This window comes from Paenibacillus nitricinens (assembly GCF_052056485.1).
In the GTDB taxonomy this organism is placed as follows: domain Bacteria; phylum Bacillota; class Bacilli; order Paenibacillales; family Paenibacillaceae; genus Paenibacillus_AQ; species Paenibacillus_AQ nitricinens.
On the sequence record NZ_CP183948.1, the window covers coordinates 3182206 to 3208320 of the forward strand.

Genomic DNA, 26115 nt, shown 5'->3' on the forward strand with positions numbered 1-26115 from the left:
GGTGTTAACGAATCAGTTACGCTTTATAGGCTTTTTTATGGATAATGGGAGGGGCTATGTGTTAGAGAATAAAATGGATCAGCTTAACATCAGTGTTCAACAAATTTTTGGAGAACAAGAAGTAGAAATAGTTAATTTCACATGCGAGGATTTAGATTATAAAACACCTAACTTTACAACAGCGGGTATCTTTCATCTTCAGGGTATCGCATTAATTAATCACGAGCAGCTTCCATGGTCAATCATATTAAAAATCATTAAGTCTGATAGTGCAGAAAAAGAGGATCCAGCACATCACAATTACTGGCGACGAGAAGCCTTAGTCTTTGAATCTAAGATTCTGGATGAGCTTCCGGGCTCAATCCAAGCTCCTAAGTGTTATCTTGTTGAGGAGCAAGTAGATGGTACTGTATGGTTATGGATGGAACGAATTGAAGGGCAATTTGCACATACGAAGGAGCAGTTTGATATTATCGCTGAACGGTTAGGCCGGTTTAATGGAGCTTATCTTTCAGGAAAGAACACTCCTAATGACCAATGGATATGTAGAAGTTGGCTTAGATCCTGGACTACTTCGAGTATTATGTATGCACCTAACCCTGAAGAATATATTCATCATTTATATAGAGACAACGACCAAAGTCTTTGGGCTTGGTTCCAAGGCTTCATGAAGCGGATAGACAATAATTTGAATGCTCTCCATCGCTTGCCGCGAGTATTAGCTCATCAGGATCTTAGTCAAATGAATATGCTGCTAACTCAAAACGGAGAGTTAGTCTTGATAGACTGGCAATTTATGAGCTTATCAGGTTTAGGTGAAGATCTTGGTAAAATGTTTGGCGTAAATATGAGTCTTGGTGTGATTCCTATCGATCGTTACGAGGAATTCAAAGAGTCTTTATTCCATTCGTATATCAAGGGATTAAAGGCAAGCGGATGGCAGGGGGACGAATCCCTTGCAAGATATGGTTATTGTTTAAGCACTGCTTTACGTAGTGTCTGGGAAGTACCACAATACTTTTCATTATCCACTCAGCTGTGTGCTGACTCTGATTACTTAAAGCTTCAGGATCGAGTTGCCCGGCTGGAACAAATTATTAATATTCAACGTGAAATGGCAGAAGAATGCAGCACGTTGAAGGCATATAGGTAAGGTTATAAGCGATTCTCATCGGGATTTTTATGGATGAATGAATCGCTTTTTTTTATGGATAAACAATGTAAATTAGCTGCCGGCAGCATTTCAAACCGCATAATTAAACAGGTTGGAAGAAATACTACTTTCATCCATATCGAAGATTCGTTGTAGGAGATGAGATTGATGAATGGCTGGAGTAAATTAAAAAAATACGTGCTAGCGGATATATCGCAGGATACTCACTCCCGTGATTCTTTTTCACTTGGCCATTGGGAAATAGATGAGACAACAAACATTGACAATAAGTCAACGAATGAGACTCAGGTGAATTTGCCTCAAGCTAGGCCTGTTAAGGGAGCAAATAATCTCCTAAACATGTCTTGTGATATGGAGGAGAATATGAATTGGCTGAAAACAAAATTCTCCTATCCTAAGAGTAAGGGGCTGATTATACGCTCCATTGTGCTAGGTCCCAATCTAACAAAGGGTACTGTTGTTTATATGGATGGTCAAGTAGACTCCCTTTTATTATACGAAACTGTCATTAATCCATTGTTAACGGCCAAGTTTCCAGAGGATCTCCCCCTTAAATCTGATATGTTCAAGGATGAAATTCTTAGGAATGGTCAAATCAGTTCAACCTCAACCCTGGAGGATATTGTTCAGGAGATACTGTACGGTGCAGCAGTCCTAATGGTTGATGGTTTAAATGAAGCGGTAACGATTGACGTTAAGGGTAGGGAAGAAAGGGGCTTGGAAAGCCCTAAAACAGAAAACGTAATCCTTGGGTCGCAAGTAGGCTTCACGGAAAATCTGCAAACAAATCTGTCGTTGATACGAAGACGTCTTAACACTCCTGATCTAATGGTCGAAACAGGAGTTGTTGGGACGATTTCACGAACAGAAATTTCGGTTATTTATCTGAAATCAATTGCTAACTCGGAGCTTGTAAACGAGGTGCGTAGACGAATCGCTGCTATAAAAATCGATTATATCGGTGATAGTGGAATGATTGAACAGCTGATCGACGATCGACCAAACTCCATTTATCCAGGACTGCTCAGTACAGAGCGGCCGGATCGGGCAACTACGCAAATTGTAGATGGTTATGTGTGTATTATGGTGAATAATTCACCGTTCGCTTTAATTGTTCCCAGCCAGTTTCCCTTGTTCTTACAGACAGCTGAAGACAGTTATCTTCGTTGGCAATATAGTTCTTTTCTTAGAATTATTCGGACGGTGGGTTTCTTTTTATCCATGTATTTGCCTGCTCTATTTGTTGCAGTTGCAAATTATCATCAGGAGATGATTCCGACAACTCTAGTTCTGGCGATTGCAAGTACAAGAGAATCTGTCCCACTTCCCGTAGCAGCAGAAGCATTCCTGTTAGAATCGATGTTTGAATTGATTCGCGAAGCTGGTGTTCGGATTCCCAGCGTTATTGGTCCAACGATCGGGATAGTGGGTGCCTTAATATTGGGACAAGCGGCGGTGCAAGCTAATATCGTTAGTCCCATCATGGTAATCATTACATCTGCTACAGCTCTAGCATCTTATACGATTCCTAACTATAACATGCAATTCACAACCCGTATTCTCCGGTTTGTTTTTTTGGCCTGCGCTTCGTTTATGGGCTTAATTGGGATTGTTTTATTGTCGATGATTTTGTGGACGGATTGGATTTCATCCAATCATTTTGGTGTGCCTAGTTTTGCTCCGATTACGCCTCATCATCCTGGTGAAAATTCACTATTACGTAGTCCTATGTACAAACAAAATAAGCGACCGATATCAGTGCGACCTCGCAAGAGACTTAAACAACCAGATGCTCAAAATACGGACGTTCCCACTACACCTGATCAAGAGGGTGATGGTGCTTACTCATGAAAAAAAATCATATTGGGATTCAAGAAGCTGCTTCCATTGGGATCATTTTTATAATCACAAAAATATTCTTACCCTTTCAAAGATCACTTGCTGAACTTGGGGGTACTGCTGCCTGGATTATTGTTCTCATTGCTTCAGCGCTTTGTCCTCTGACTTGGTGGGCCATCAAAGGTGTGCTTAACAATGCTTCTCAAGGTGCCACCTTAATTGAAGCAACGGAAGAGATTTGGGGCGCGTGGATCGGTACTTTTTTGAATTTTATATATTTTTGCTTTTTCTTTATGATCACGTTTTTGGTCCTGCGTGAGTTCTCGGAGCTATTGGCCTCTGATATTTTACCTCGCACGCCAATGAACATTATTCAAATCTCATTGCTCATTCCCATTGCTTTCATTGCGCATTCCGGGATTGAGGCTGTTGGACGTTTATGCTGGATCACGATTGGGTTAATCATCGGAAGTGTTCTGCTTATCCTATTAGGTGGGTTATTTACGCATTCAGAAGTAAACGCGTTGTCTCCCTTCTGGGGAACAGGGCGTTCACATGTGCTAAAGTTAGGCATCATAAAAAGCTCTTTGTTTTCAGAAATGCTTGTATTCGGTTTTTTGCTCCCCAGAATGCGAAAAGCTAAGGATTGTAGTAAAGCAGCTTGGTGGTGTATTGCAATCTCCTCGATCATACTTTTCAGCACCACAGTCGTGTACCTCTTTGTGTTTCCGTACCCAACGGCCATTAGACTTAACGTTCCTATGTATGAAGTAAGCCGTCTGATCATTTTTGGTCGGTGGATTCAACGATTAGAAAGTGTATTTCTTATCGCTTGGTTAATTTGTGCGGTCATTAAATTGGCCATAGGGTTATATTGTGCTGCAGCAACAATGTCTCAAATATTGCGATTGACAAAGGTTAAACCATTAATTTTTCCTTTGGCTATCCTTGTATATACTTTTGCTTTACTACCTAGAAGCGAGATGGCTGCCGTAGCTTGGGACGGTGAAATTTTGCGAACGTATGGTTCAATCTTATCTATAGGTTTACCATTGCTCACTTGGTTTGTCGGTCTAGTCAGAACTAAAATGGGGAGACAAAAGACATGAGAGGATTTAAACGGATCATAAACAGGTACGTTCTTCTTTTGCTAGTTGTTCCTATGTTATCAGGCTGCTGGGATAGACTCGATCCCGAAAACATGGCTTTTATTATGGCTATAGGCGTTGATCCAGGTCCTAACAATGATTACATCTATACGTTTGCACTCGCGATGCCCAAATCGAACGGTGGCATGAATAGTGGAGATAACAGCCCTTCGGGGCAGAATCGTATCGTTAGTATTTTTTCAGAAGAGGGTGCTAGTCTTTCCGCAGCCCTCCTTACTAGCCAAAGTTTTATAGCTCGAAGATTAACCTTGATTCATTCTAAAGCTTTTATTCTGGGAGATGGAGTCACTCGGCAAGGGATCATGCCCATTTTAGGTGAGGTAGTAAGAAATGAAGAATTCCGCAGAACCGTCAATGTAATTACGGCAAGAGGGAGCGCAGAAACTTACATTAATAATATTAAACCTAAGATGGAAAACGATATTGATTTATGGTTTGAGTTAGAAATGGACCCCCATAATATTGGAGCAATTACACCTAAGAACTCACGGTTTCACGATTTTATTATGGATATCGAGCAACCAGGAACTGGAGGCACAACGATTTTGTCCGCAGTACATCCTAGTGTTGATAAAAATACCAATAACCATGAGATGGGTGAGGCATCATCAGAATCGAAAGACCGTCAAACGATTGCTAGCGATATATATGCAGGTGATCTTCATAGAACTGGAGAAACACCTATCGATTTTTTTGGCAGTGCCGTGTATAAAGGTCAAAAAATGATAGGTTATCTCACCGCTCAGGAAACGAAATTACTTAACATTCTACGTGGTGATTTCGAAAAAACAGTCATGGAATTTCACGATCCATTAGATTCTAAATACAATGTAACCCTTAATATGAATGCGGAGAAAAAAACGAAGCTTAAATTAAAGCGGAAAGACGATCAGATTAACGTTACATTTATTGCTCATATGGAGGGGGAGTTATCAGGTTCTATGTCAAATGTTGATTACACTACACCCAAAAACACAATAATTTTGGAGGAAGCAGTGGAAGAGCAGCTGATCCAGCAGGCTTCAAAGCTTCTAGATAAAACATTGTATGAATGGAATGTTGATTGTTTTCATATTGGTAACCGATTAAGGGCAACTTTTCCGACACTACAGGAATGGTATGGATATAAATGGCGTGATCATATCAAGGATACCAAATACAAAGTAGATATCGACTTTACGATGACAAAACATGGTGACCAAGTGGGTCCCGCTGTGGAAGGAGATGAAATGGTAAAATGATTATTCAAGTCATGAAGATCGTTATACTCGGGATCATTTCTTTGTGGGGAAGCATTTACATTGGCAGCCTAACCCCCACACTGTGGAAGCAAAAAAACTACCGAGGTGCGGTTGGAGCGGCGATTCTAGCCGGTCTCACGTTATTTTTACCATTGGTCTTTAGTTTGTTGAGAGGCATGTAAAAAACATAACTTCACATATCCGAAAATAATGACACTAAAACCGAAATAGAAAGCCTATTATAAGAAGTGTTTTAAGCTTACAATCTTATTAAGAGCTTGGACCATTATTTTATTTGGGATGAAGGGTGTGTTATTTATGAATCGGTTCTCATTGAAGTTACTATTCGTCTGTCTGATTTTTGTACTCTCGTCATGTTCTTCTTCAACTATAAGTAATGTAGATTCTCATCCAGATGAAAATATGGTAGTGATTCAAGAAGAACCTGTGGTGCAGACTTTAAGCTTTGAACAAAAAGTTGATAAAATTATGGAAGAAAATATGTTCTCAGGTTCTATATTACTCGTCGAGGATAACAAGGTTAAGATTGCAAAAGGATATAATATGGCCAACTCAGAGACCATGCAATTAAACGGATCAGATACAGTATTCCAAATCGGCTCTTTGACAAAAGCATTTACAGCTGCAGCGATCATGCAATTACAAGAAATGGGTAAACTTAATATTAATGATTCTGTTCAAAAATATATTGAAGATTATCCTTATGAAAATGTTACGCTCTACCAATTATTAACCCATACCGCAGGAATTCCGAACTTAACAGCATTTCCAGATTTCATAAGCACGATGGATATCCCGGTAAGTGTCTCAGAGAATATCGCTAAATTCTTAAATAAACCATTGGAATTCGAACCCGGAAGCCAATTCGCTTATTGTAATTCAGGATATATACTACTTGGGGCTGTTATTGAAAATGTAAGTGGCCAATCTTATAGTCAGTTTATCGAGGATCATATCATGTCGCCATTAGGGATGGGGAGATCTGGATACTTAAAAAAAGATAGAATTACAGATGATATTGCCTCAGGATATTGGGAAGCTACCGAAAGGTACCCGGCAATGGATATTGACATGACAGTACCTTATGCAGCAGGGGGAATCTATTCTACAACGAATGATTTGTATAAATGGATCCAAGGGCTTGAAGAAGGAAAAGTTATTAATGCTGGTTCATGGAGGGCAATGCGTACCTCGGAGAAAAATGGCTATGGATTGGGATGGGGAATAAATGATGCAGAAGGCTTGATTTACGCACATGGCGGAGCGATCAATGGATTTTCATCGTTTATCTATAGGGATATTTCTAAGGGAACAGCAGTTATTATACTTAGCAATGTGGAAGGTGTCCAAACATCAGAATTATTGGATCTTCTTTTAAATGTGTTAGAATCAGAATAATGTATAATCACGAATGAATCAGAACGGCTTGGAGGAAATTTAAAGATGAACATCAGACGCATACATATGAACGATAATCGCACAATTGAACAGATCATTAGGAACTGCCTGATTGAGTTTGGCGGGAACAGAGCAGGGCTTGCGTGGGAAGATGACAGCTTAAGTCATTTATATGAATATTACAATCAAAGCGAGAATCGGGCTTATTGGATTGTTGAAAAGGACGGGGAAGTATTAGGAGGCTGCGGAATTGCACCTTTCGGGAATGAGGGGAACATATGTGAGTTGCAAAAAATGTACCTATCTCAGTCCGTTAGAGGTAGTGGGATATCTTCCGAACTCTTACATACGGCTCTGGATTTTGCTAAGCTTCATTATAGCAAATGTTATTTAGAGACATTACAGAACATGCATGGAGCTAACCGTTTTTATACGAAAAATGGATTCAAGCTTTTACCCGCCCCCTTAGCAGGCTCGGAGCATTTCGCCTGTGATGCTTGGTATATTAAAGATTTAATCTAATACTTGTGAAATAAGCCTGAATGATCAGGCTATTTTTAATTTGACAGAAAACCGTCCAGACGGTATAGTAAATAACAGAGGTGATCAACGTGAACAGTAATTCTAAACGTAAAACTATTTTAATCGCTGCATCCACGATTGTGAAAAATAACGGAGTGGAGAAGCTTACGCTTGAAGCTGTGGCTAAAGAAGCTGGAGTCAGTAAAGGCGGATTACTGCACCATTTTCCCAATAAAGAAGCTTTGATAACAGGGATGGTGGAAGAGTTAACGAATGATTTTTTTACCACTCTGCAAGACAGGGCTATGAATGCAACGGTTGAAAAAGGGAAGTGGAGCCGAGCATTTACGGAGGTAATGAGTGAAGATAGTATGGAAGGCGGAGAGATAAGCACAGCGCTTACAGCTGCTCTTTTTACAAATCCGGATATCCTTCAGAAATTTCAAAATCAATATGCCAAATGGCAACAAAACATAGAGAACGACGGCATTGATCCTGTAGTTTCTACTATTGTTAGGTTGGCAGCAGATGGCTTATGGTATTCTGAAATGTTCGGATTAGGGGCGTTGGATGATGAATTACGCGAGAAAGTCATTCGAAAATTAATAAATATGACAGAGTAAGGAGAGGTTATCTTTGAATTCATATGTATTGCTTGCAGCAGCGATCATCTTTGAGGTATTTGGTAGCTCCATGCTAAAAGTATCTAACGGATTTAAAAAGGTACTTCCTTCCATTGGAGTCATCCTTGGAATGGGTTTCGCTTTTTATAGTCTTTCTTTAGCGCTTAAAACCATTCCATTAGGGACAGCTTATGCGATTTGGTCAGGGGTAGGTACAGCTTTGACAGCCTTAATTGGCGTACTCATTTATAAAGAGAGCTTTAACCGTAAGAAATTATTAGGTTTACTACTCATCATTGGTGGCGTAATTGTTATGAAGCTCTCTGGTGGGGCTCATTAGAATTTGGAGGGTGCAGCATGAAAAAAAATGTAGGATATATAGCTCTAAGTATAGCAATTGCTAGCGAAGTCGTAGGGACAACTATGTTGAAACTGTCTGAAGGCTTCACGCAATTACTGCCTTCTATCGGGGTTATTATTGGCTTTGTCATAGCTTTTTATAGTTTGTCCATAAGTCTTAGAGAATTACCGTTAAGCTTAGCTTATGCGATTTGGTCGGGTGTAGGTACTGTTCTAACTGCGATTGTGGGCATTGTCGTGTGGGGAGATTCATTTGGTATTCTTATGTTTGCCGGAATCGTTTTAATCGTAGGAGGGGTAGTTTTATTAAATGCACCTTCTGCAAAAAAAGAAGCAGCCTGATAAAACAGGCGCTCAGGCTGTCGACATTCTACTTGTCGATAGTCTTTTTATTTAGTTTAATTTTTGTTTTAAGTATGATTTAACTTGCATTAATCGGATGTTCATGATGAAAATTTATATACAGAATAATGATGAATAAAGGTGATGAAATGTACATTGAAACCAAAAGGCTGATTCTCCGCGACCTTATAGAACAAGATACAGAGGCGCTATTTGAAATGAAAAACGACGAGCAGGTCATGAAACACCCATTTTTTCAAGGTGACGTATCGATTGATTTTATTAAAATAATGTTAGCATTCTTTCAAAGTGTGAAAGACAAAGGCCTTATTATCGATGATCAACATCCTGAACGTGGCAATTTATTTGCTATATGCTTAAAATATTCTGGCGACGTAATCGGTGTCATCTCAGTTCACCCATCAAAGATCTCCTATGAAGTGCATATGGGGTGGTATATGAAAAGTCTATACACCAAAATGGGATATGCATCGGAAGCGGGCGCGGCAGCGTCAGATTATTTACTTGAAGCATTATCACTGGAATACATTACCGCAAGTGTAGCGCTTGATAATCCAGCTTCATTCAGAACCGCTCAAAAAAGCGGGTTCAGACTTTTTGAAAAAGGGGCAGGCGATTACTATCATGACAACGTCTGTAATGTTGAGGATTTTAATGTAGTTGGCGAATCTTTCACGAAAAAACAAAATGAAATCGGCTCATGTGGTTATCATTTCCGAAAGTTTAAAAAGAATAGTAAAACAAAGAGCCAATTCTATGACGATACGGTAGACGAAGGCAGATTTTCGTAGCCCTAAGTATAAGTATTTTTTATATATCGCATTCTTGATTTTGAGTGAATCAAGAAACCAATTGCGGATGTCATAGATTCCGTAAATCGCATAGTTTTGTGATAATGGTATCACTTACCTTTTCCGTAGAATTACATCTTATAGCTGTAGGCTCACTTCTCTATAATGAAAGTGTCTGAAAGCGAAGGGAGGGTGTGGTTCTGTTTAATGTGCTCTGAGATGACTTTATTTGTAAACGCTATCATTCGGGCACTCTGATAGGTTCGTGTATTACTGAGAATCTAACATATTTGAGGAGGATTAACATTAAAATGCGTAACAAGTATGTTGTATGGTCCCTAGTAGTATCCATGCTGATTTCAAGTATATTCTTGGCTGCGGGTCCGTTTAATTTTGTTTCTGCCTCTGGAGGACCAAACCTGGCACTCGGCAAAAATGTAACAGCGAGCGGTCAATCTCAAACGTATAGTCCTGATAATGTTAAAGACAGTAATCAAAGCACGTATTGGGAAAGTACAAATAATGCATTACCGCAATGGATTCAGGTCGATTTAGGGACAAATACGAATATTGATCAAATCGTTCTTAAGCTCCCTGCGGGTTGGGAGACACGGACGCAAACACTGGCCGTTCAAGGTAGCACCAACGGTTCAACGTTTACTAACATTGTAGGGTCTGCGAGTTATGAATTTAACCCCTCAGTGGCAGGTAACAGTGTTACAATCGACTTTGCCTCAACCAGTACGCGTTACGTTCGTCTGAATGTAACGAACAACACCGTCTGGCCGGCAGCGCAGCTGTCCGAATTCGAGATTTACGGCACTAGTGGTCCTACTCCAACTCCAACGCCTTCCGGCACTTATGAAGCTGAATCTGCTTCACTATCTGGAGGAGCTAAAGTGAACACAGATCATGCCGGATACTCCGGTACGGGCTTCGTGGATGGATATTTGACACAAGGTGCAACAACGACATTCACGGTTAACGTGCCAGCAGCAGGTAGTCGTGAGGTGACATTGAAATACGCTAATGCAAGTGGCAGTGCAAAGACAATCAGCATTTATGTCAATGGTACCAAAACTAGTCAGACCTCCCTACCTAACCTGGCAAATTGGGATTCATGGAGCACTAAAGTGGAAGTTCTTAATCTGAATGCGGGTAACAACACCATCGCATATAAATATGATGCTGGTGATTCTGGTAACGTTAATCTTGACCAAATCACAGTAGCGTCGACGACAACAACACCTCCTGCAACACCTACTCCGACACCGACAGCCACACCAACACCGTCGGCAACACCAACGCCAACACCAACGCCAACGCCAACACCAACGCCAACAGTCACACCAACAGCAACGCCGACACCAACAGCAACGCCGACACCAACACCGGCGGTCACACCGACACTTGCTCCTGGGAGTAATATTGCTGTCGGCAAGACGATTAACGCTTCTTCCAGTACACAAACGTTCGTAGCAACAAATGCGAATGATAACGACACAAGTACGTACTGGGAAGGTGGCAGCAATCCAAGCTCGCTTACGCTCGACTTAGGCGCGAACCACAACATTACGTCAATCGTATTGAAGCTGAATCCATCTTCTGCTTGGAGCACTCGCACGCAAACGATTCAAGTACTCGGTCACAATCAAGACACGACTACCTTCGGTAATTTGGTATCGGCTCAATCGTATACATTTAATCCAGCTTCAGGCAATACAGTAACTATACCGGTTACGGCAACGGTTAAACGTCTGCAGTTGAATATTACTTCGAACTCTGGCGCTCCAGCGGGGCAAATTGCGGAGTTTCAAGTATTCGGATCACCTGGGGCAAATCCTGATCTAATGATAACGGGAATGTCTTGGTCACCTGCATCTCCGGTCGAGACAAGTGCAATTACTTTAAATGCAGTGGTTAAGAATAATGGAAATGCTAGCTCCGGAGCAACAACTGTAAATTTCTACTTAAACAATGAGCTAGTCGGTTCTGCTCCAGTAGGTTTACTAGCTGCAGGCGCTTCGACAACAGCCTCAATGACATTAAATGCTGGAGCCAAAGCCGCAGCGACCTATGCTCTGAGCGCTAAAGTAGATGAGAGCAATTTGATTTTCGAGCAGAACGAAGGGAATAACAGCTATTCGAATCCCACATCGCTTGTTATCGCACCAGTATCCAGCTCTGACTTAGTGGGTGTAGTTTCATGGACCCCAAGTAATCCAGTTGCTAATAGTACAGTAGCTTTTAATGTAAATCTTAAGAATCAAGGGACCATTGCATCTGCAAGCGGTGCTCATGGTATTACAGTAGCCCTTAAGAACTCAGCAGGCTCCACGATCCAAACCTTTAATGGATCTTATACCGGGACCCTAGCTTCAGGTGCTTCCATTAACGTCACGATTCCAGGGACATGGACAGCTGTCAACGGCAATTACACTGTAACCACTACCTTGGAAGTGGATGCGAATGAAGTAACAGCTAAGCAAGCAAACAATGTAAGCACGACTAATCTGGTTGTGTATGCTTTACGTGGTGCAAGCATGCCTTATAGTCGGTATGATACTGAAGATGCTACTCTCGGCGGGGGGGCTATACTAAAAACTGCACCTACGTTTGATCAAGCCCTAACTGCTTCAGAAGCGTCTGGTCAGCGTTATGTAGCCCTTCCTTCGAATGGATCGAACATAGGATGGACGGTCAGACAGGGGCAAGGCGGCGCGGGTGTGACTATGAGATTTACGATGCCTGACTCATCGGATGGTATGGGATTGAATGGTTCACTTGACGTATATGTTAATGGAGTAAAAGTCAAAACGGTATCGTTAACATCCTATTACAGCTGGCAGTATTTCTCAGGCGATATGCCTGGTGATGCTCCTAGTGCTGGGCGTCCACTCTTCCGATTTGATGAAGTACACTGGAAATTAGATACCCCTCTGCAACCTGGAGATAACATACGGATACAGAAGAACAATGGTGATAGCCTGGAATATGGTGTTGATTTCCTCGAAATCGAACCCGTTCCTACGGCAGTCGCTCGTCCGGCTAACTCCGTGTCGGTGACAGATTATGGTGCAGTACCTAATGATGGTCAAGACGATCTTGCAGCCTTTAAAGCAACGGTGAATGCAGCAGTTGCTAGCGGGAAGAGCATGTATATTCCTGCCGGAACATTCAATCTTAGCAGCATGTGGGAAATCGGTTCTGCCAGCAATATGATCAACAACTTTACGGTTACGGGTGCTGGTATCTGGCATACGAACATCCAGTTTACCAACCCTAATGCCGCAGGTGGCGGTATTTCACTCCGTATTAGCGGCAAGCTAGATTTTAGTAATGTGTATATGAATTCGAATTTGCGATCCCGGTATGGGCAAAATGCGATTTACAAAGGGTTTATGGATAACTTCGGAACCAATTCAATCATCCATGATGTCTGGGTAGAACACTTTGAATGTGGTATGTGGGTAGGCGACTATGCACATACACCTGCTATCTATGCCAGTGGGCTTGTGGTTGAAAACAGCCGGATTCGGAACAATCTAGCCGATGGCATCAACTACTCCCAAGGCACTAGCAATTCCATTGTTCGAAACACCAATGTACGTAATAATGGTGACGATGGTCTTGCAGTATGGACCAGTAATACGAATGGTGCTCCGGCAGGTGTGAAAAATACGTTCTCGTATAACACTATTGAGAATAACTGGCGTGCAGCAGCTATAGCATTCTTTGGAGGCGGTGGTCATAAGGCTGATCACAACTACATCATTGACACTGTAGGTGGTTCTGGTATACGGATGAACACCGTGTTCCCTGGCTACCATTTCCAGAATAATGCGGGCATTGTTTTCTCCGATACTACGATTATTACAAGTGGTACAAGTAAAGATCTGTATGGTGGAGAGCGTGGAGCTATTGATTTGGAAGCTTCAAATGATGCCATCAAGAACGTGACCTTCACCAACATCGATATCATCAATACACAACGCGATGCGATCCAGTTCGGTTATGGTGGTGGATTTGAGAATATCGTATTCAACAACATCAATATTAATGGTACCGGCTTGGATGGAATTACCACTTCACGTTTTTCCGGGCCACATCAGGGTTCGGCCATCTACACCTACACAGGGAATGGTTCAGCAACGTTTAACAACCTAACAACAACGAATATTGCTAACCCGAACCTGAATTATATTCAGAGTGGTTTTAATCTAACGATCCATTAACGATAGCCTGAGGGAAGAGTTCTTCGGAACTTTTCCCTTTTTTTCTTATTTTGTAGCTAGTGGAAATTAACAATCACGCAGAAGGGTTTTGACTTAATGAGCAAGAAATAAATGGTAGTAGAAAACATACTAAAAATTTTAACTGTTATGTACATAAAGGAGAGATGAATAATGAATCAGGAAGTCATCGATTTTATTGAAGGGTTAAAAGAAGCATGGCAGGTGGAGTTATCCACTACTCTTCGTGAGGTGGTTCATCAAGCCATTCCGGATGTGCAGGAACGAATTCAGTATAAGAAGCCTCATTTTTTGAAAAATGGTAAATACGCAGCAGCGATCTCAACTTCGAAAGATACGGTAAGCTTTGTTATTTTTAATACGAATGAGCTCGTGTTTCCAGAAGGGATATTTGAAGGCCCACCGGAGAGAAAAACACTGAAACTGCGTAAAGGGGATACCGTGAACATGGCTCAATTAGTGAATTGGGTCGGCCAAGCCTCAGTTTCTCTTTAATGAATAGTTTCATGATGTAGGACGGTGTCTCAAAGTCAGTTGACTTCATGGGATATCGTCTTTTTTTGTGTGGAATTTGCTCCATCCATACATAATCGTTGAATAAATTGTGAAAAATACATCAATAGCTAGCAAGGAAGGGAATGAAACCCATGAAGAAATTAAAGCAAACTTGTTTGTTACTGCTTATGGCCTTTGCCCTTGGTGCATGCTCAAAACCAGTACCAGATAAATCTCAGCTTCCACCTCCAACTACTGCACCAAGTGGAGCTGAGAGCAGCTATAAGCTTGACTCATTAGCCACACTGATTGGAAAAGAGGATGCTGAAGTTGTCCAATTACTCGGCGAAGGAGCACCTAATAATGAAGGTACGAATGCTACCCTTATATCACGGGAATATGATGAGAAGATTGTGAATCACGAGGCAACTCTTCAGGTCTCCTACGATGACTCTGGAAAAGTGATTGGAGAGACTATTCATTTTGAACAAGCTACCAGGGAAGAATTAACAGAAGAGATTACGCAACAGCTTGGAGAGCCTGCCACTAACAGTGAAGAGAACACCACAGATACGGAAAAAGATGGCGAAGATACAAACTTTCGTAAGGTATGGCAGACGGATAACGCCAAAATTTCTTTAGTTGAATCTAATGGGACGTTATCTATATCTATAGATACGAAGTAATAACGTTATGTAACTTGATCAGAGCATAAGGTTTTCATTTAAAAGTTCCCACTCCGGTCGTTCATCTAAACGGATAGAGAGGGTACTTTTTTATTTTGCTCTCTGAAAAATAATGTTCATCTCAAGTGTTAAATAGCTGTAGTATCTATGGTTTATATCATATGCTTGTCAGTCAGCCATTGGACTAAAGTTTAGCAGCCTAGGCTTCTATAATATTGTAGCGTGAATGCAAATACCAAATAAGTTCTCTACGGCTACTAACTCCTGACTTGTTGAAAATAGACTTTAAATGATCCTGAACGGTGTATGCGGAAATATGTAGAGCAGAAGCCAATTCTTTAGTGGATAATCCGCGAATTACACCGTGTAATAGCTGCTGCTCGCGTTCCGTCAAACGATACGCTTCAGCAATGATTGGAAGCATGTCAGCTGGACGTGCGGGTTCGAATGAAATAGCACACTGGAACTGACCGTCGGAAGCGTGAAGACGGCTTGCCCGAATGACTAAATACGGCCCCTCATTCATACGGATGCATACCTTAGGAGTTCCCGTAGATTCGGAGGGGCTGTTGAGCGCTTGCGTGCTAACCGCACGGATTGGCCGTGGCAGGATATGAGCATCGATCTTTTCCAATGATCGAAGTTTATCTAACCAGCGATCCGCTGTGGGATTGGAGGAGAGAAGAGCAAATTGATTAGATAGAACAGCAATGCCGGAACCATAATGATTATCAAGCCAAGTCTCATCTCGCTCAGGAAGCTCAAGACTGAAAGCACGTATTCTGGTGGCAATGAGAGGGATGAGCGAGGCGATCCAGTCATATTCTTCTGGTAAGAACTTTGATTGCTCCGCTTTCCTGTACAACGTCAAATACCCCCAACATGCTTCTCCAAGAATTAGCACTGCACGTAGTTCATCCCCAAAACCTGCTGGATTCAAAACCTTTCGATATCTAGCGCTTCGCTCGGGTTGCTGCTCGGTTGCTTCGTATAATGTAGCGACAAGAAGTTTGTGATTAACCATTTGCTCATAGCTGTTCACATCCTCCTCACCATATTCATTCTGGAACAAGTGGGGATGAATGGACTCCACATGATCTTCCGTAACTGCACCCGTAGAAAGCAATGTCTGTGGATCAACATGAGTACAGCAAGCAGCATCAAAAGGAACAGCTTCACGTAAAAGAGACAGCAAGGAAGTACGGTAGTGATGTGATGAATCAGTAACCATTCCTAGCTTAATGATTTGTTTCTTTATTTGACTGAAATGTTTATTAGTGTTCATTGGGTAGACCTCTAGTCATGAATGTAGTATAACGAACCCCCACATTTGTGGGATAGTGAACGAAAGCGAAATCCGTATAATTGAGAATGATTATTAATTAACTCTATTATATAGGATGCGGTGATAAAATGCAGGATAAAGAAGATATTGTTGTCGTTGGTGGTTATGGACATGTAGGGCGTACGATATGTGAAATATTAGAGAAGAAGTACCCAGGTAAAGTAGTTGCTGCCGGGAGAAGTCTTGAAAAAGCAGAGCAGTTCAGTCAATCAACACACGGTAAAGTTAAGCCGTTGCAGTTAGATATCAATAAGCCGTTACCTGCACATTTACTAGATCGAGTGAAACTAGTTATTATGTGTTTGGATCAAACGAATACGGATTTTGTAAAAGCTTGCTTTCGCAGTGGAACGCATTATGTAGATGTATCTGCGAGCGGTCCGTTTTTATCTCAAATTGAGGCATATCGTGAGCTGGCTGCACAACATGGGTCTAGTGCTGTTCTTAGTGTAGGGCTTGCACCCGGTATTACCAATCTTATGGCACTTGAAGCTGAAAGACAGATAGAACAAACGGAAGAAATCGAAATCGCAATTATGCTCGGACTTGGTGATTCTCATGGGAAGGCAGCGATCGAATGGACGGTGAATAGTTTAGGAGAAACGTTCGAAGTGAAGCAGGATAATCGTCTAGTAGAGGTGGAGAGTTTCACTGACCGCAAATCTTATCATTTTGGCGATAATTTAAAGAGCCATTATGCGTATCGTTTCCCCTTCTCAGATCAACAGACACTTGCCCGAACGCTCAAAGCATCGTCCATCTCCACACGTTTCTGTCTAGATTCGGCCGTTGTTACCAAAATACTGGCATTAGTTAAAATAACAAAAGCCGTTCGTTTACTGAAGACAGGCGGGGTGAATAGGTCAATTGTTCGCGCCATGGAGAGGTTCCATTTAGGTAGTGACCGGTTCGCGATCAAGGTTGAGGCTCGTGGAACAAATCGTGAGGGGAAGCCCATGTTTGCTGATCTTTTGCTGCAAGGGAAAAATCAATCCATCGTTACGGCAAAAGTGACTGCAGCAGTCTCAAAGCTACTGTATGATTCACCATTTCCGGGAGGTATATATCATATTGAGCAGATCACAGATCTAGCTTATGTTCAAAAGGAATTAGGAGCAGCTCTATCGCTGGACATCCAAGTAAAGGAGCATAATACAGATAAATCAAAATAGAATAATTTGTGTATAGAAAAATTGAAAGAAGCTTGATGAGTCAGGCTTCTTTTTCGTAACCGAATAGCGTTTTGACCGTATTAACTGATGAACATTTCATTCAGGAAGAAATTCTGATTTCCTAATGGGTCATGTTAACAAAAAGAGAAGTTGAGGTCATCACCTATGAATGAAGAATTTACAGATCACGCGGATACAGCATACCCGATCGCTGAGCGGAAGGCAGCTCAGTATTTTACATCTCTTCGTGAACAGTTCAAAGAAAAAACTTACGTGACTACCTTAACTGAAGATTTTCGGTTGTGGAAGAAGAATCACATTCATCGTCGTTCATGGTTGTCCTTTTTATCTAGAGGAAAAAGGAAACCTGATTCTAAGGATTACCATAGATATCTAGGATGGCTGAATCAAACCGGTAAATTGGAAGATTATTTGGATCGAAGCGTTTCTTATCTTTATATGAGAGATCTGGGGCAAGCTTTGGATGCACCGAACACACAAATCCGAATTAAGCGTATGGTTGCCGACATTAGAAATCAGATGATTCATCCGGGTTCGTCCAATTCGGGGGATCAGTCAGATTTTATGAGTTTTACGGGGATTTATCGTTGGGCTCAGAAGGAAGGCGTTGAAACTGCTACGATTTGGGTGATAGACAAACTTAAGCAGGTGTCAGCACATCTTCCGAAGGAAATGAATCCTGAGCAAGCGCAGCGCAAATTGATAAAGATCATCATAGGAGTAATTCTTCATGTGATGGAAGAGATGGATGATAAAGTATCGGCTGTGGAGCGGGCCGCAAGAATTGGTGAAGCAATTAGGCTTGGTTATTCGTATGGCTTAACTTATCCATTTATTGATGATCTTCTTGATTCCAGTGTCTTAACCGACCCTGAGAAAGAACAATATTCTCAAATGATACGCATGGCGATCCTTAATAGAGTTGTGCCGGAATTGGGTGAATGGTCCGGAGAGAATATACCGTTCCTTCGATTTGTACATTCGGAGCTCAAGGAGGCTTTTGAGTATATTAGGGGATATCAGCGGCCAGAAATGCAGAATACATTCTTCGAGCAGTCCTTTGTGTTTTTTCATTCCCAGGAGTTGGATCGTATGAAGAATCTATCTAACCCTGAATACAGTAATGAAGAACTTTTTATACCCATCATTTTAAAATCCTCTTCTTCCCGTTTAATTGTCCGATCCGTAATTAGTGCTCCAACCGATGACGGATTTGATCAACGTACTTTCTTCTATGGGCTTTACAATCAGCTCGCGGATGATTTTGCGGATATGTTTGATGATATGGAAATGGGAGCGGTAACTCCCTATACATATTATTTAAAATACCGTGGTCAACGTTCAGATCTGATCAACCCTTTTGAACTATACTGGACGGTCATCTCCCATTTAATACACACGGTGTATCAATCTGATCCTAAAACCCGTGAGGTCATATTAGATCGAGCCATCAATGGTCTCAAGCGCTGTAAAGAACGTGTAGGTGTTGAAAAGTATAAAGAGATCATGGAGATCTTCGCTTCGGGTCAACCAGAATTTAATCGACTTGTACAGCAGTTGGTGCAGAAAGCGGACGATGTGGATTTTTTCGATAAACTACTTCGGGACCAGTTGCTTTTGAATTTAAAAAACAGTAAGAAGGAAAAAGTGGAGTTTCGAGAAACGATTCAAAAGGTCCGTGATCAAGTCAATAACCAATTGCTGATATTCAAGCCAGACGAGACACCAGCCATGAAAGAACTGCTTATTGATGCGGCTAACTATAGTCTAGAAGGAGATGGCAAGCGCATAAGGCCTATATTAACATGGGTCATGGGCGTTAACGAATATGGTCTTGATGAATCGGCAATTATACCGCTTCTTCGATCTTTGGAATATATGCATACGGCTTCCCTAATCTTCGATGATCTTCCGTCCCAGGATAATGCCTCAACCCGAAGAGGTCGTGCAACGCTGCACGAAGTGTACAATAGCTCCACGGCGGAATTAACCGGTCTGTTTTTGATTCAGAAGTCGATCGAGGAACAGGCGTCACTTCATTCTTTTGATGCTAAAGCTGTGCTTGCCTTAATGCAATATTCAGCCCAAAAAGCAGGAGATACTTGTATGGGGCAGGCGATGGATTTGAATTCTAAGGGACAAACGCTGACACTAGAGCAATTAAATATGATTTGTTTCTATAAGACTGGAATTGCCTTTGAAGCTTCACTAGTGATGCCAGCCATTCTTGCTCAGGTGCAGGGGTCAGAAATTCAGTCTCTGAAAAAATTTGCCTACCATGCGGGAATTGCTTTTCAGATTAAAGATGATTTGCTTGATTTGGAAGGGGATCATCATTTATTAGGCAAGCCGATCGGTCAGGATGTGGAGAATAACAATTCGACATTTGTATCGATCCTTGGGGCCGATGGTGCGCGAAAAGAGATGTGGGAGCACTACTGTCTCGCCATGGAAGCATTGAAGGAGATTCCTCGTAATATTGCTTTTCTAAAGCATTTATTGAATTATATGATTAATCGAAATCGATAATTGATTATGAAGTGTTGGCTTGATTGCCAGCACTTTTTTAATTTTTTTTTTTATTTTTCACTTAATAAAACTAATTGATTTTTATTGTTTGTAATTGTTTTCGAGTGTATGATAGATTGAAGAAGGGGTGAAGGAGGTGTAACTTGTGAAGCTGGGAATTTTCTCGAAAATATATTTGAACGATGATCTGGAGACCGCCTTACACAAAATCAAAGCCCAAGGGATGAGTACGGTTCAATTCAATTTTGCTAACGTAGGGTTGGCGAGCTTACCTAAAGAAATTACTCAGGAGATCATCCTTCAAATCAAAGAAGCAACCATGAACAGTGGGGTTAGCATTGCTGTGATCTCAGGGACTTTTAATGCGCTGGAGCTGAATGAAGGGAAGAAAGCCGAGAACCAGCAATGTTTTAACAATGTAGTTGAAGCTGCAGCAGCATTAGCGGTGCCGTTTGTTTCTATTTCTACAGGAAGTTTGAATCAAGAAGATTTTTGGAGTCCTCATCCGGAGAATCATACAGAGAGAGCATGGTCACTATTGCATGATAGTCTTGCCTGGATGCTTGAAATTGCCGAAGCCAATCAAGTGACTTTAGTATTTGAACCTGAACAAGCCAATGTGGTGAGTACGGCAGAGGATGCTTTAAGACTACTAAGAAATCTGGATACACCTTATCTTAAGCTTCTGTACGATGCGGCAAATCTTGTAACTCCAAAGGATCATAAAGATCTCCTTGGTAAAATCGAAAAAACGTTAACCGCGCTGAAGGATTACATAGCCATTGCCCATTGCAAAGATGCTTTAGTCACCGAAGAGAAGATCATTTTTGCAGCTGTGGGGAAAGGGAACTTGCCTTTAAGAGAATATCTAAATGAATTAAGTAAGACTTATGATGGGCCCGTTATTATGCATGGGTTAGAGGTAGATGACGTAACGTTTGCTTTGAATTACCTTAGGTAGAATAGGGGGACTAAATATATGAATAAGGAAACGAAATTGTTGAATATTGGGGTGCTAGGCTGTGGTCAGATTTCTCAGGCGGCTCATTTTGATTCCATTAAAAGATCACGGAATGCTAATCTATATGCGATCTGTGATGTGGACGAATATTTACTCCAAAGAATGAATGCTATCTATGAACCGGATAAGGTTTATACGGACTATGATCAAATGCTGGCAGACCCTAACGTTGATGCTGTAGTTATCGGAATAGCGGATCAATTTCATGTGGAGGCTGCAAAACAAGCCGTGCGAGCAGGGAAACATGTCTTGGTAGAAAAGCCATTGGGTGTATCGATCGAAGAAGCGGAGGAATTAAAAGAACTTGTGGATCGTACGGATCTCAGAGTGCAAGTGGGAAATATGAAGAGATTTGACCCTGGTATAGTGGCTGCAAAAGAATTTGTTGATCATGAAATGGGTGAGATTATTGGCCTAAAAGCTTGGTATTGTGATTCCACCTATCGATATACGGTCACCGAGAATGTTCAGCCAGTAATCATCTCCGGTAACAAAATGAAGAGACCGGCTGGAGATCCAAAAGCGAATAAGGAACGTTATTATATGTTAGGTCATGGAAGCCATTTGTTTGATACCGCAAGATATCTAGGTGGGAATATTGTAAGTGTTAAGGCGTGGAATACACAAAAGTTCGGTGCTTATTGCTGGTTTATTACGGCGGAGTTCGAAAGTGGCTTTGTAGCCCAATTGGATTTGACCATTGCGGTTCGAATGGATTGGCATGAAGGATTTCAAATTTATGGGGAGTTTGGATCTGTAATGGGCAAGACTTATAATCCTTGGACTCTAAAATCAAGTGATGTAGAAATTTTTAAAGCTAGTGATAACAGCTATCACAGACTGCTCGGAGCAGATGGTCATTTTTATAGATTACAGATTGAAGGTTTCGCAGATTCTGTTTTGCATCATAAGCCCGGTGTAGGGGCGACGATTGAGGATGGGTTGGCTACCCTGCGAGCGATGCTGGCGGTTGAAGAATCGGTTAAGACTGGTAATACAATTTACCTGAGTGACGTTTCTGGTTATTTGTAAAAGATGAGCACAATCTTCAATGGTGTTCATCTTTTTTTGTGCATTATTAGGAATAGTCTATACTGTAACCACGTTAACGCCAAGTCTTTGATAGGTATCAATAATCTTATGATCTACTGTATTTTCAGTGATTAAATAGTCTAATGAGGATACATTGGCTACAAAAAAAGTTGATATTTTCTCCAGCTTCTCTTTCGTAGCTATAGCGATAACCATAGAGGACTGTTCAAAAAGTTGATTCTTAATAATGGATTCTTCATAAGAGGGAACGGTTATGCCCACTTTGGAATCCAGCGTGGATACGCCAAGGATGGTTAAATCCAAATGAATTTGCTGAATCGCTCTAAGTGTTGAGGCTCCGAATAAAACTTGGTTCTTTTTATCAAGATCGCCACCTAACAAGGTTACACTTGCTTTTGACAACCGGCACAACGATAACGCAATCGAAGGGGAATTGGTAATAATTCTTCCATCAAAAAACTCTGGGATGTTCTCAGCTACTTTTAGATTCGTAGATCCGCCATCAATAAAGATAACCTTAGAATTCTCAATAAGAGTGCAAGCTCGTTTCGCTAACTCCGTTTTGGTCTGGCTATTTAATTCTACACGTGAATTGAAATCCTTCATGTCGCTGATAAGGCTATGGGCTCCCCCATGAATTCGCTTGAGAAGTCCCATCTTCGACAGGCTTTGTAAGTCTTTTCGAATGGTATCTTCGGTTACATTTAATTCTTGTGTTAATTCTTGGACAACAACGCGGCCTTCCGTCTCTACTTTTTTCAGGATGTATGCCTGTCTGTCAGCTTTAAGCACCGATTCACCTTCTTTCACAAAAATGCTTTCAAGGATATACATAACGTTACTATTTTACAACATAACAAATAAATTTGAAAAAAATCAATCGTTTTTACGGTCAACTCCGTCTTACTTATATGATATGAGGGGGATGTTCCTTCCTGAATAAAGACAGAGGGGGTGGTGGAAGGTGGAAAACACAATGGATGAGATCAGAATGGTAGATTTTGCGCAAATGGATGAAGAGGCTTTTTTTAGTCGTTTATATGTGGAGCATCGAAAAATGTATGCCATAGCCTATAGTTATCTGCGAACAGAGGCTGATACGCTGGAAGTGATCCAAGAAGCGTCATGCAGAGCATGGATGAAACGCAAAAAATTAAAGGATGAGCAGTCCTTCAAACCTTGGCTTATTCGAATAACGATCAATTGCTGTATGGATGAGCTTCGGCGTAAAAAACGTGTGGTGCCTACGGAAAAGATCATTGAGAAAGCGGCTCGGGAAATGAAAAGTAATGATCGAATTGATCTAGAGCGTGCGATGAATCGGATAAAGCCTAAGTATCGGCATGTCGTAACGCTTAAATATTATCATGACATGACCACTATCGAAATTGCCAAAGTGCTAAAACGACCAGAAGGTACCATTAAGACTTGGCTGCGAGAGGGACTCAAACAGCTTCGGAGCTATCTATAGTAATATTGGAGGTGAACGGAATGACAGAAAAAGAAGAATGGATGCTTCGTAAGAACATTGATGAAGTACAACAGAATGTCGAAACGATGCAGGAGATGAAAATCTACAACGCTATGAGAAAGGGAATTACGGAGGGGAAAAAACGAGAAAAGCGACGGATCTATACTACAGGAATGGGCGTGATTGCAGCTGCAGCAGTTGCATTTCTATTTACATATTCAACAATCCGATTACCGGATAAGGTAATGCTGCAACCTTCAGTACAATCGGCTAGCACTAAGCTTACGAATGATTTCAAAGCTTATCGCACATTCTCCAGATTAGATTCTGCACTTGCCAGTGCTCTTGAACAGAATCTCGTGATGCCTGTAGGTCAGAGTGCGGTAAACAAGGGATACCGAATAGATGTGACAGGTGCCGTTACCGATGGACGGAAGGTGTATGTCCTATACAGTGTTCAGAACAATACAGACGAAGTAGTTATACACGCTGATTTTGGACTTCAATTTGAAGGGATAAAGGAGTCGTCACTTCACAAAGGTGCATCATTAAGTATGCTCGCTAGTGAAAGCCGAATTCAACCTGGACAGTCTATGGATTTTATATACTCCACTAATCTTTCACCAGCAATTAAATATCCAAAGAAAGTAAACTATAATATAATTCTTACCGAAACTTCAGATAAGGCACTCCTATCCAGTAGTAATAAGTATCGGACTAGCCTTGATGTTGCTTTCGAGCTTGATCCTGACATGCTCAAAGCACAAGAACGGATTCTGAATACAGAAGGAACGCTGACCGTGGATGGACAAAAGATTAAAGTCACTGGAGTTCAGTATACTCCGCTAAGCACCTATGTAGATCTGGAGTATGATCAGAATAATGATAAACAGATTTTCCAATTGATTAATCCTGTGCTGATTAGTAAAAAAGGGGACATCACTGATAAGTTGTATTACCCGGATACCATCAACGCTGACAATTCCGAAATCTATTCGGACAACTCCAAGTTCACGTTAGTGTTCAAACATAGTAAGGATAGTCAGCCAGATTCAGTGTCGTTGAAGACTTTTGGGATTTCGGCAGTCGAAAAGGACCAGATGAAAATTGTCGTGGATCTTAACAAGTATCAGCTTATTCAAGCGCCCGGAACTGGACTTGAGTTAGTCACGCCAACTCCAGAGAATAACGTAGAGGAAGGAGAAATCCTCCTAAGACGTAATATTGAGAATGCTCAATATTTAGAACGCTCTACTAGACTTGCTGAGACTTTTACTGACGCAAAAGGGAAGGTACATCATAGAGAACCTTCCACAAACAGCTTCAGCAGCTATACGACTTCTAAGGATGGGTCAGCCGTGAACGAGTTTGGATATAATTTTGGCGCGGAAGCGAAGAACTATCCTCAGCCATTAACGATAACGTTAGAGAAATATTCAAATCCAATTAAGGATACGCAGGCTGTGGAGTTATACTCGAAGAATTAGGAAGCAATGAATCATCCGTTGATAAATCTATCAACGGTTTTTTTGTGATCGCAGAGACTTCACACTTTGAAATTTAAGAAATACTTAATATATACCGTACTTGTTTTTAAGAAGTTTTTCTTATTCTAAGTGCATGAAGGAGGTTACTGAAAGGATGATAAACCCAAGTATAAAGAAATGGCTCCGTAAGGATATCTCAGCGGCAATGATGTTCCTTGCACCAAGCGGTATCGGATTTGCGATGTTTTACCTTATACCGTTTGTAATGGGCGTATTCTATTCTTTTATGGACAGCACGATAGAGGGCCATTTTGTAGGGTTTGATAATTACCGAGAGTTATTAAAGAGCGATTCCTTCCGTAAAGCAGCGTCCAATACATTTTATTTTAGCGCGATAAGTGTTCCGCTAATTCTTGTACTCTCGTTAGGATTAGCGATGTTATTGAATAAAAATACATATTTTCGGAATTGGCTTAGGACTGGCTATGTGTTGCCGCTTGTCGTACCTGTCGTCTCTATCATTCTGATCTGGCAGATACTTTTCGATTGGAATGGCTCGCTTAACGCCTGGCTGAACAACTTCGGTATCGAACGTGTGGATTGGATGAAGACGGATGCAGCTAGAAATGTAATCATTGTTGTTTATTTATGGAAGAACATAGGCTATAACGTGATTCTATTCTTAGCGGGATTGCAGCAAATTCCTAAGGATTATTATGAAACGGCTCAAATTGAAGGTGCTGGACCCTTACGCCAGTTTCGCAGTATTACACTGGTCTATCTAACCTCTTCGATGTTTTTTGTGGTCATCATGTCGATCATTAATTCATTTAAAGTGTTTCGTGAAACGTATTTGATCGCAGGTGATTATCCGCATGACAGCATTTACATACTGCAGCATTATATGAACAATATGTTCATGACACTCGATGTACAGAAGCTGACTGCCGCGGCGACCTTAATGTTTGGTTGTATTTTATTGATCGTGTTGGGATTGTTTGCAATTGAGCGGAGGCATCGACAATTCATGGAATAGGGGTGAAAAGGTTGTGCCAGTTGTCAAAGTGTTACGAAAAGGGGC

At 41.3% G+C, this 26115-nt stretch carries 23 protein-coding genes; 21 read left to right on the forward strand and 2 right to left on the reverse strand.

The window, feature by feature from the left end:
* Nucleotides 1-58 precede the first annotated feature (58 nt).
* The 14 genes from ACN6KS_RS14205 (at nucleotide 59) to ACN6KS_RS14270 (ending at nucleotide 14935) form a co-directional block, all read left to right on the forward strand.
* The gene (locus ACN6KS_RS14205; protein ID WP_440962268.1) at nucleotides 59-1153 is read left to right on the forward strand and encodes a phosphotransferase; all 1095 of its coding nucleotides are present in this window, start codon (nucleotides 59-61) and stop codon (nucleotides 1151-1153) included.
* A gap of 168 nt (nucleotides 1154-1321) precedes the next feature.
* A complete protein-coding gene (locus ACN6KS_RS14210; RefSeq protein WP_440962269.1) occupies nucleotides 1322-3025 on the forward strand; it encodes a spore germination protein in 1704 nt (567 codons plus the stop codon).
* Nucleotides 3022-4122: a GerAB/ArcD/ProY family transporter gene (locus tag ACN6KS_RS14215; RefSeq protein WP_094868680.1), complete on the forward strand. Its 1101-nt coding sequence runs from the start codon at nucleotides 3022-3024 to the stop codon at nucleotides 4120-4122. Before ACN6KS_RS14210 ends, ACN6KS_RS14215 begins: the two co-directional genes overlap by 4 nt.
* Nucleotides 4119-5423, forward strand: coding sequence for a Ger(x)C family spore germination protein (locus ACN6KS_RS14220; RefSeq protein ID WP_094868681.1), 1305 nt, complete (start codon nucleotides 4119-4121; stop codon nucleotides 5421-5423). The genes ACN6KS_RS14215 and ACN6KS_RS14220 overlap by 4 nt, the downstream gene beginning before the upstream one ends.
* The gene (locus ACN6KS_RS14225; RefSeq protein ID WP_094868682.1) at nucleotides 5420-5605 is read left to right on the forward strand and encodes a hypothetical protein; all 186 of its coding nucleotides are present in this window, start codon (nucleotides 5420-5422) and stop codon (nucleotides 5603-5605) included. The genes ACN6KS_RS14220 and ACN6KS_RS14225 overlap by 4 nt, the downstream gene beginning before the upstream one ends.
* A 136-nt stretch (nucleotides 5606-5741) precedes the next feature.
* Nucleotides 5742-6842, forward strand: coding sequence for a serine hydrolase domain-containing protein (locus ACN6KS_RS14230; protein ID WP_440962270.1), 1101 nt, complete (start codon nucleotides 5742-5744; stop codon nucleotides 6840-6842).
* 45 nt (nucleotides 6843-6887) lie between these two features.
* Nucleotides 6888-7364 (forward strand): GNAT family N-acetyltransferase, encoded by a 477-nt coding sequence (locus ACN6KS_RS14235; RefSeq protein WP_094868684.1) that lies wholly within the window; start codon nucleotides 6888-6890, stop codon nucleotides 7362-7364.
* Between the two features lie 89 nt (nucleotides 7365-7453).
* The gene (locus ACN6KS_RS14240) at nucleotides 7454-7987 is read left to right on the forward strand and encodes a TetR/AcrR family transcriptional regulator (RefSeq protein ID WP_094868685.1); all 534 of its coding nucleotides are present in this window, start codon (nucleotides 7454-7456) and stop codon (nucleotides 7985-7987) included.
* A 13-nt stretch (nucleotides 7988-8000) separates the two neighbouring features.
* Nucleotides 8001-8327 carry a DMT family transporter gene (locus ACN6KS_RS14245; RefSeq protein ID WP_094868686.1) on the forward strand — a complete coding sequence of 109 codons (327 nt, stop codon included), beginning with the start codon at nucleotides 8001-8003 and terminating at the stop codon, nucleotides 8325-8327.
* Nucleotides 8328-8344: 17 nt separating this feature from the next.
* Nucleotides 8345-8689, forward strand: a complete 345-nt coding sequence (locus ACN6KS_RS14250; protein ID WP_341134714.1) for a DMT family transporter — start codon at nucleotides 8345-8347, stop codon at nucleotides 8687-8689.
* 149 nt (nucleotides 8690-8838) lie between these two features.
* The gene (locus ACN6KS_RS14255; RefSeq protein ID WP_179281493.1) at nucleotides 8839-9501 is read left to right on the forward strand and encodes a GNAT family N-acetyltransferase; all 663 of its coding nucleotides are present in this window, start codon (nucleotides 8839-8841) and stop codon (nucleotides 9499-9501) included.
* 311 nt (nucleotides 9502-9812) lie between these two features.
* Complete coding sequence (locus ACN6KS_RS14260) at nucleotides 9813-13736, forward strand: discoidin domain-containing protein (protein WP_440962271.1); 3924 nt, start codon at nucleotides 9813-9815, stop codon at nucleotides 13734-13736.
* Between the two features lie 171 nt (nucleotides 13737-13907).
* Entirely contained in the window at nucleotides 13908-14249 is a 342-nt protein-coding gene (locus ACN6KS_RS14265; RefSeq protein ID WP_440962272.1) for a DUF1801 domain-containing protein, read from the forward strand.
* A 152-nt stretch (nucleotides 14250-14401) separates the two neighbouring features.
* Nucleotides 14402-14935: a hypothetical protein gene (locus tag ACN6KS_RS14270; protein ID WP_440962273.1), complete on the forward strand. Its 534-nt coding sequence runs from the start codon at nucleotides 14402-14404 to the stop codon at nucleotides 14933-14935.
* A 199-nt stretch (nucleotides 14936-15134) separates the two neighbouring features.
* On the opposite strand, the gene ACN6KS_RS14275 is transcribed toward ACN6KS_RS14270, so the two are convergent.
* Nucleotides 15135-16220: a helix-turn-helix transcriptional regulator gene (locus tag ACN6KS_RS14275; RefSeq protein WP_440962274.1), complete on the reverse strand. Its 1086-nt coding sequence runs from the start codon at nucleotides 16218-16220 to the stop codon at nucleotides 15135-15137.
* A 128-nt stretch (nucleotides 16221-16348) separates the two neighbouring features.
* On the opposite strand from ACN6KS_RS14275, the gene ACN6KS_RS14280 reads away from it, so the two are divergent.
* The 4 genes from ACN6KS_RS14280 to ACN6KS_RS14295 all read left to right on the forward strand — a co-directional run bounded on the left by ACN6KS_RS14280 (nucleotide 16349) and on the right by ACN6KS_RS14295 (nucleotide 22055).
* Nucleotides 16349-17452 (forward strand): saccharopine dehydrogenase family protein, encoded by a 1104-nt coding sequence (locus ACN6KS_RS14280; protein WP_440962275.1) that lies wholly within the window; start codon nucleotides 16349-16351, stop codon nucleotides 17450-17452.
* A gap of 165 nt (nucleotides 17453-17617) precedes the next feature.
* Nucleotides 17618-20002 carry a polyprenyl synthetase family protein gene (locus tag ACN6KS_RS14285; protein WP_440962276.1) on the forward strand — a complete coding sequence of 795 codons (2385 nt, stop codon included), beginning with the start codon at nucleotides 17618-17620 and terminating at the stop codon, nucleotides 20000-20002.
* A 145-nt stretch (nucleotides 20003-20147) separates the two neighbouring features.
* A complete protein-coding gene (locus tag ACN6KS_RS14290; protein ID WP_440962277.1) occupies nucleotides 20148-20963 on the forward strand; it encodes a sugar phosphate isomerase/epimerase family protein in 816 nt (271 codons plus the stop codon).
* 18 nt (nucleotides 20964-20981) lie between these two features.
* Nucleotides 20982-22055, forward strand: coding sequence for a Gfo/Idh/MocA family protein (locus ACN6KS_RS14295; RefSeq protein WP_440962278.1), 1074 nt, complete (start codon nucleotides 20982-20984; stop codon nucleotides 22053-22055).
* Between the two features lie 57 nt (nucleotides 22056-22112).
* Here the strand turns inward: ACN6KS_RS14295 and ACN6KS_RS14300 are convergent, their stop codons facing one another.
* Nucleotides 22113-22868, reverse strand: a complete 756-nt coding sequence (locus ACN6KS_RS14300; protein WP_094868697.1) for a DeoR/GlpR family DNA-binding transcription regulator — start codon at nucleotides 22866-22868, stop codon at nucleotides 22113-22115.
* A 184-nt stretch (nucleotides 22869-23052) separates the two neighbouring features.
* On the opposite strand from ACN6KS_RS14300, the gene ACN6KS_RS14305 reads away from it, so the two are divergent.
* The 3 genes from ACN6KS_RS14305 to ACN6KS_RS14315 all read left to right on the forward strand — a co-directional run bounded on the left by ACN6KS_RS14305 (nucleotide 23053) and on the right by ACN6KS_RS14315 (nucleotide 26070).
* Nucleotides 23053-23547: an RNA polymerase sigma factor gene (locus tag ACN6KS_RS14305; RefSeq protein ID WP_440962401.1), complete on the forward strand. Its 495-nt coding sequence runs from the start codon at nucleotides 23053-23055 to the stop codon at nucleotides 23545-23547.
* A 20-nt stretch (nucleotides 23548-23567) separates the two neighbouring features.
* Nucleotides 23568-25034, forward strand: coding sequence for a DUF4179 domain-containing protein (locus tag ACN6KS_RS14310; RefSeq protein ID WP_440962279.1), 1467 nt, complete (start codon nucleotides 23568-23570; stop codon nucleotides 25032-25034).
* A 154-nt stretch (nucleotides 25035-25188) separates the two neighbouring features.
* The gene (locus tag ACN6KS_RS14315; protein WP_179281494.1) at nucleotides 25189-26070 is read left to right on the forward strand and encodes a carbohydrate ABC transporter permease; all 882 of its coding nucleotides are present in this window, start codon (nucleotides 25189-25191) and stop codon (nucleotides 26068-26070) included.
* Nucleotides 26071-26115 lie beyond the last annotated feature (45 nt).